The 5,382-nt window shown below is 70.2% G+C and carries 4 protein-coding genes and 1 pseudogene; 3 read left to right on the forward strand and 2 right to left on the reverse strand.

Features of this window, described 5'->3' with window-relative positions; genetic code table 11:
- Together AOK15_RS13160 and AOK15_RS13165 are read left to right on the forward strand one after the other, a co-directional pair.
- Window positions 1–594, forward strand: a pseudogene (locus AOK15_RS13160) (sacsin N-terminal ATP-binding-like domain-containing protein); the annotation flags it as partial.
- Window positions 595–866: 272 nt separating this feature from the next.
- On the forward strand, window positions 867–1,655 hold the full coding sequence (locus AOK15_RS13165) for a calcium-binding protein (RefSeq protein WP_240508412.1): 789 nt from the start codon (window positions 867–869) through the stop codon (window positions 1,653–1,655).
- 151 nt (window positions 1,656–1,806) lie between these two features.
- On the opposite strand, the gene AOK15_RS13170 is transcribed toward AOK15_RS13165, so the two are convergent.
- Entirely contained in the window at window positions 1,807–2,265 is a 459-nt protein-coding gene (locus AOK15_RS13170; RefSeq protein WP_055516142.1) for a MarR family winged helix-turn-helix transcriptional regulator, read from the reverse strand.
- 61 nt (window positions 2,266–2,326) lie between these two features.
- On the opposite strand from AOK15_RS13170, the gene AOK15_RS13175 reads away from it, so the two are divergent.
- Window positions 2,327–2,695, forward strand: a complete 369-nt coding sequence (locus AOK15_RS13175) for a VOC family protein (protein WP_055516144.1) — start codon at window positions 2,327–2,329, stop codon at window positions 2,693–2,695.
- Between the two features lie 52 nt (window positions 2,696–2,747).
- Here the strand turns inward: AOK15_RS13175 and AOK15_RS13180 are convergent, their stop codons facing one another.
- Window positions 2,748–5,147: an HAD-IC family P-type ATPase gene (locus tag AOK15_RS13180; protein ID WP_055516146.1), complete on the reverse strand. Its 2,400-nt coding sequence runs from the start codon at window positions 5,145–5,147 to the stop codon at window positions 2,748–2,750.
- Between the last annotated feature and the right edge of the window lie 235 nt (window positions 5,148–5,382).

Consider the following 5,382-nt stretch of genomic DNA (forward strand, 5'->3'; position numbering starts at 1 on the left):
GGCGGCGCCGCCGAACTGCTGGACCGCCTGGCCGACCCGGAGCGTGAGGTGACGGCCGCGCAACTCCACGGCCTGTACGGCGCCTTGGCGGACCTCGACCCCGAACAGGTGACGCTGCCGGACGAGTTGCGGGCCGTGGTGGACGGTGAGGTGACGGTCGTGGACGCCGCCGACGCGGTCGTCGTCGACTCGCCCGACCTGCTGCCCTTCACCGCCGGTGTGCCGCTGCTGCCCGTACGGCCGTCCCGTGCGGCCGAGTTGGCCGAGCTGTTCCAGGTGCGGCGGCTCAGCGAGTCGGTGACGGGCGAGGTGGACTCCGAGGGCGCGGAGCACGACGTACCGGAGTCGGTGCGGATGCTGCTCGGGCCGGCCACCCCCGCGACCTATGTCGAGCACGAGGAACTCGTCGTCGACGGGGTCGAACTCGACTGGCGCCGCACCGGGGACGGTGTCCTGCACGCCGCGACCCTGGAGGGCGTCGCGGCCGGGCTGGCGTGGGCGGCGGGTCAGTGGCCGCGCCGCTTCGAGGTCGCGGCGCTGCTGGAGGACCCGTCCAGGACGGAGGAGTTGGCCCGCGACCGCTGGTTCGACTGACCGGGCCGGGTCGGTCGGACGGGTCCGTCCCGGTTGTCGCGCTTTGGTGCCGCTGCGGCAGGGGATGCGGATGTGACGTGCGCAACATCTCCGAAACTCATTCGCATCTCGTACAACTATTCGCCACACTCATGGATCTGATCACCCGAGCCGACCGGCTTCCCGTGAGCCCGGGGGTTCCCTTGAACCCCTGGAGTCTCCCGAAGCCCTCGGGCTCTCAGACCGACAAACGGATCTCGCGCGACATCGACCTGCCGTGAGGTCCCTTCCACGTGGGGAATACATTGCACAAGCGTGCCACTCTGGGTGTCATCACCGGCGCCCTGGCCCTGACCGCCTTCGTCGCCCCGGCCGCACAGGCCGACGAGAAGGTCGGCAACGTCAAGGTCTCCAACTTCGTCATCAACGGCGGCAAGCCCGTCGTCGTCGGTGCCACGGGCAAGAAGACGGTCAAGCTGTCCTTCTCCGTCACCGACAACTCCGGTGCGTGGCGTGCCGCCGCGCAGCTGTACCACGGCAAGAGCCTGGAGACCGCGGACAGCGCGGCGGCCTCCGGCGGCACCTGGATCAAGTGCAAGAAGGTCAGTTCCACGAAGTCGACCTGCTCGGCGAACTACACCTTCAAGGCCGGCGGCAACGCGGTCAACAAGGTCGCCGGCACCTGGAAGACCTGGGTGATCGCCCAGGCCAAGGACACCAACTTCATCCAGAAGGACAACGCCAAGTCCTTCAAGGTGCAGCGTGCCACGCAGCTCAAGGGCGCGGACGTCGCCCCGGAGCCGGTCGCCAAGGGTGAGACGGTCACCGTCACCAGCAAGCTGACCCGCGCCAACTGGGACGCCGGCACGAACGCCGCGTACGGCAACCAGTCGGTGACGCTGCAGTTCAAGGCGGCGGGCGCGTCCGCCTACAAGAACGTCAAGACGGTCAAGACGTCCGCCACGGGCGAGGTGTCCACCACCGTCAAGGCGTCCGTCGACGGCACGTACCGCTATGTCTTCGCGGGCAGCTCGGGCACGGCGGCGGCGACGGCCGTGGGCGACACGCTCGACGTGAAGTAAGCAGCGGGAACCCGCCGCCGCACGGTCGGCGGCGACAGGCCCCCGGTGACGGAGCCCCCGAACGGCCGGCGAACCCGCCGACGGCGGGGGCCCGTTCCGGTGGCTTCGTCGTTCCCGGGGAGAACGGGCGAGAACGTGCGTCGCGGAACCGCTACGCCTCCTCGTTGTCGGCGCGCAGGGAGTGGATCATGCTTCGCAGGATTCGGGACGCGTCCGACTGTTCGGGGGCGGTCAGGCCGCTGAGCATTCTCAGCTCCACGGAGCGGACCGCCGCGCTCGCCTTCTCCAGGCTTCGCCGACCCGCGGGGGTGAGTCGTGTGGGGAGCGCCTTTCCGACGGGTGCCTCCGTGGCCCTGGTCACGTAGCCATCCCGTTCCAGGGACTTGAGCAGCACGTTCATCGTCTGCCGCGTCACGAACGCGCCCCGTGCCAGTTCAGAGTTCGACAAGCCCGGTCGCTGCGCCAGCAGTTCGAGGCACGAGTAGTGCGTCACGTTCATGCCGAGCGGCCGCAGCACTTCCTCCATGGCCGCGCGCAGGGCGCTCGACGCCTCCTTGAGCAGGTAGCCCAGTGACGTCTCCAGGTCGACGCCGACCTCTTCTTGACTCATGTCAGTATTCTGACATAGCTTGCGTGTCAGGAAACTGACACGCTAGTCAAGGAGTGTCCTCATGCCCGCCACCGGTCCCGACTTCCTCTCGCTCCAAGTGCGCGACCTCGACGCCTCACAGGCGTTCTACGAGCGGTACCTGGGCGTCGTCCGCTCGCCGGCCGGCCCTCCGCACGCCGTCGTCTTCGAGACGAAGCCGATCGCGTTCGCCCTCCGCGACGTCCTTCCCGGCACCGACCTCGCGTCCGTCGCCCAGCCCGGCCTCGGCGTCGCGATCTGGCTCCACGCCACCGACGTCCAGGCCATCCACGACGCGCTCGCCGCCGACGGTCACCCCATCGTCTCCGCGCCGATCGACGGCCCCTTCGGCCGGACCTTCTCCTTCGCCGACCCCGACGGCTACCACGTCACGCTCCACGACCGCGCCTGATCGTGGGCGCGGGGCGACGGCCGGGCGGCCCCCTCGACGCGCGGGGGCCGCGCTACGCGGGGAAGCGGTGGTCCACCCAGCGCCACAGGAACTCCAGGGCCGCCGCCGAGCCCGCCGCGATCGCGACCGCCGTCCACGGCATCGTCGTCCCCACCAGGCGCAGCGCGAAGAAGTCCTGGAGCCAGGGGACGACGAGGACCAGGAGGAAGGCGCCGCCCATCGCCGCCACCAGGCCGAGCCGCCACCAGGTGTACGGGCGGGCGATGATCGCCAGCACCCACATGGAGATCAGGAAGAGGGTGAGCGTCGCCGCGCTCGTCTCCGCCTCCAACGCGCCCTCACCCGTGTAGTAGTGACGGGCGATCAGATACGTGGCGAACGTGGCCAGCGCCGCCAGCACACCGCCGGGGACGGCGTAGCGCATGACGCGGCGGACGAAGTGGGGTCGCGCGCGCTCCTTGTTGGGGGCGAGCGCCAGGAAGAACGCCGGGACGCCGATCGTCAGCGTGGAGAGCAGGGTGAGGTGGCGGGGCAGGAAGGGGTACTCCACCTGCCAGCACGCCACCAGGACGGCCAGGAGCACCGAGTACACCGTCTTCACCAGGAACAGGGTCGCGACCCGTGTGATGTTGCCGATCACCCGGCGGCCCTCCGCCACCACCGACGGCAGCGTGGCGAAGCTGTTGTTCAGCAGCACGATCTGGGCCACCGCCCGCGTCGCCTCCGAGCCCGACCCCATCGACACCCCGATGTCGGCGTCCTTGAGAGCCAGCACGTCGTTCACCCCGTCACCGGTCATCGCGACCGTGTGGCCGCGGGACTGGAGGGCGCCCACCATGTCCCGCTTCTGCCGCGGGGTGACGCGGCCGAAGACGGTGCCCGCGTCCAGCGCCTCACCCATCCCGTCCCGCTCGGCGGGGAGGCGGCGCGCGTCGACGACCACTCCCGTCAGGCCCAGCTTCCCCGCCACCGCGCCGACCGACACCGCGTTGTCGCCGGAGATGACCTTCGCCCGGACGTTCTGCTCGTCGAAGTAGCGCAGGGTGTCGGCGGCGTCGGGGCGCAGCCGCTGTTCGAGGACGACGAGGGCCGTGGGGTGGGCGTCCCGCGCCACCTCCGGGTCGTCGAGTTCGCGGGTCACCCGAACCAGCAGCAGGACCCGCAGCCCCTCCTCGTTCAGCCGTTCCGTCTCGGTGAGGGCCGGGTCGTCGTCGGGGAGGAGGACGTCGGGCGCGCCGAGCAGCCAGGCGCTGGACTGGCCGTCGCCCTCGCTGAGGCGTGCGCCGCTGTACTTGCGGGCGGAGGAAAAGGGCAGCGCCTCGGTGCAGCGCCAGTCCTCGCTGTCCGGGTAGGCGTCGATGATGGCCTTCAGGGACGCGTTCGGGCGGGGATCGGACTCGCCGAGCGCGCCGAGCACCTTCCGGACGTACGCCTCGTCGCTGCCGTTCAGCGGGCGCAGCCCGGTGACGTCCATGCCGCCCTCGGTCAGGGTGCCCGTCTTGTCCAGGCACACGGTGTCGACGCGGGCGAGGCCCTCGATGGCCGGCAGCTCCTGGACGAGGCACTGTTTGCGGCCGAGGCGGATCACCCCGATCGCGAAGGCGACGGAGGTGAGGAGGACCAGCCCTTCGGGGACCATCGGGACGATGCCGCCGACCGTACGGGCGACGGAGTCCCTGAAGCCGTTCTCCTTCACCACCAGCTGGCTGATGATCAGGCCGATCGCCGTCGGGACCATCATCCACGTCACGTACTTGAGGATCGTGGAGATACCGGAGCGCAGCTCCGAGTGGACGAGGGTGAAGCGGCTCGCCTCCTCCGCCAGCTGCGCCGCGTACGCCTCGCGGCCCACCTTCGTCGCGGTGAACGCCCCGCCGCCCGCGACCACGAAGCTGCCGGACATCACCGGGTCGCCGGGGTGTTTGACGACCGGGTCGGCCTCCCCGGTGAGCAGCGACTCGTCGATCTCCAGGCCGTCCGTCTCGACGCACGCGCCGTCCACGACGATCTTGTCGCCGGGGCCGATCTCGATCAGGTCCCCGAGGACGATCTCGGAGGTGCCGACCACCGCCGCGACCCCGTCCCTGCGCACCGTCGGCTTCGCCTCGCCGATCACCGCGAGCGAGTCCAGGGTCTTCTTCGCCCGCCACTCCTGGACGATGCCGATGCCGGTGTTGGCGAGGATCACGAAGCCGAACAGGCTGTCCTGGATCGGCGCGACGAACAGCATGATCAGCCAGAGGACGCCGATGATCGCGTTGAACCGGGTGAAGACGTTCGCGCGGACGATGTCCACCAGGGAGCGGCTGCTCCGTACGGGGACGTCGTTCACCTCGCCGCGGGCCACTCGCTCGGCCACCTCGGCGGCGGTCAGGCCGCGCGCCCGCCCCGTGGCCGGGGCGGTGGTGGGGTGCACAGGATCGAGGTCGGTGCCCGCGTCGATGTGCGTCATGCCTTCGACGGTACGTGCGGACTTGGGAGTTCACCCGCCGAGTGCGCCGAAGTCCGACCAGGGGAGGAGAGGCGGGGGCGGCCCTGGTTCCGAGGTCGTACGGGCCCCGTGCAACCTCAGGGAGTTGTGAACTGCTCAGGGTTGACTGCGCACAAGCACGTTCTCCCGCGTACGGGTGAGTACCCGGGCTGCTTCCCGCACGACCTCAAGGGTGGGGAACGGAGGTTCCTCGGTC

Origin of the sequence: Streptomyces ossamyceticus (assembly GCF_001418475.1) — a bacterium.
GTDB classification, from domain to species: Bacteria; Actinomycetota; Actinomycetes; order Streptomycetales; family Streptomycetaceae; genus Streptomyces; species Streptomyces ossamyceticus.